Annotated in this window: 2 protein-coding genes; one reads left to right on the forward strand and one right to left on the reverse strand. The window is 71.6% G+C overall.

Annotated elements, in window-relative coordinates; translation table 11 throughout:
• Positions 1-65 precede the first annotated feature (65 nt).
• A complete protein-coding gene (locus tag Q7F20_RS18535; protein ID WP_305741526.1) occupies positions 66-815 on the reverse strand; it encodes an SDR family NAD(P)-dependent oxidoreductase in 750 nt (249 codons plus the stop codon).
• Between the two features lie 161 nt (positions 816-976).
• Between Q7F20_RS18535 and Q7F20_RS18540 the strand changes: the two genes are divergently transcribed.
• Positions 977-1,567 carry a TetR/AcrR family transcriptional regulator gene (locus Q7F20_RS18540; protein ID WP_305741527.1) on the forward strand — a complete coding sequence of 197 codons (591 nt, stop codon included), beginning with the start codon at positions 977-979 and terminating at the stop codon, positions 1,565-1,567.
• Positions 1,568-1,610 lie beyond the last annotated feature (43 nt).

A 1,610-nucleotide genomic window follows, 5' to 3' on the forward strand; every position in this document is an offset into this window, starting at 1 on the left:
GTGCGGGTGAGCAGATCTGCTCACCCGCACCGCGCCTCCCGTCCTCCGCGCACGGCGCGCGCACCTCAGATCTGGCTCGCACCCCCGTCGACGTACAGCTCGGCACCCGTGACGTAGCTGCTGCGCGGCGAGCCGAGGAAGAGCACTGCGTCGGCGACCTCGTCCTCGGCGCCCAGGCGCTGCATCGGCACCCCGGACGCGAGTCCGCCGAGCAGCGCCTCGGCGTCCTCGGGGCTGCCGGCGAGGCCGGAGAGGCCCGGCGTCCCGATCGGCCCGGGCGCGACGACGTTGACCCGGACGCCCCGCTCGACGAGCTCCGCCGCCCAGCTCCGGGCGAGCGACCGCACCGCGGCCTTCGTCGCGGCGTAGATGCTGAACGCCGGGTTCCCCTTGACGTCGATGTTCGAGCCGGTGAGCACGACGGCCGAGCCACGCGACAGGTGCGGCAGCGCGCCCTGCACGGTGTTCACGACCCCGCCGACGTTCGCGTTGAACGTCGTCGCGTAGTGGTCCCAGCTGATCTGGCCGAGCGGGGCGAACTCGCCGCCGCCGGCGTTCGCGAAGACCAGGCCGAGCTGCTCGCCGCGCGCCGCCACCGCCGCGAACACCCGCTCGACGTCGGCGGCGACCGCCACGTCGCCCTGCACCGTCGTCACCGCATCGCCGAGCTCGTCGGCCACGGCGTCGAGGGCGTGCTGCCGTCGGCCGGTCACGACGACGTGAGCGCCCTCGGCGACGAGGCGGCGGACGACGGCCAGGCCGATGCCCGACGTCCCGCCCGTGACGAGTGCTGTGGTCCCGGTGAAGTCACCCATGGTTCGTTCCTCTCTGCGGCTCCCGCGGGAGCATTTGCGTACCGTTCAGTACAGATCTGGAACGTAGACCCCTTCGTGGTGCTTGTCAAATCTGTACCGACTGGTACCGAAAGACCGCTCGCGCTATTCTGGTCCGAGCGGTACAGATCGAGGAGAACGGCATGGCGACACGAGGACGACCACGTGCGTTCGACACCGACGAGGCGCTCGAGCGTGCTGTCGAGGTGTTCTGGCGTCAGGGCTACGCGGGCACCAGCCTCGAGGACCTGACCACCGCGATGGGCATCAACCGGCCGAGTCTCTACGCCGCGTTCGGCAACAAGGAGGCCACGTTCCGCAAAGCGCTGGGCCGCTACGCCGAGGTCGAGATGGCCTACGTCGGAGACGCACTCGCCGAACCGACGGCACGTGCGGTCGCCGAGCACTACCTCCGCAGCAACGTCGCAGCGGTCACGGCACCGGGGCGGCCGCCGGGGTGCCTGTCGATCCAGGGCGGACTGGCCGCCGGTGACGAGGACCGGCGGATCGTCGAGTTCCTCGAGGAGAGCCGTGCCGGCGGTGAGCAGCGGATCGCGGAGCGGTTCCGCGCCGCACGTGACGCCGGTGACCTGACAGCCGACGAGGACCCGGACGAGCTCGCGAAGTACGTGGTCACCGTGTCGGCCGGCCTCGCCGTGCAGGCGAGCAGCGGTGCGAGCCGACGCGAACTCGCGGCCGTCGTGGAGCGAGCGTTGCGCGCGTTCCCGGCCTGAACGCGTGACGGGAGGCGCGGTGCGGGTGAGCAGATCTGCTCAC

Origin of the sequence: Curtobacterium sp. A7_M15, assembly GCF_030705415.1 — a bacterium.
Lineage (GTDB): Bacteria > Actinomycetota > Actinomycetes > Actinomycetales > Microbacteriaceae > Curtobacterium.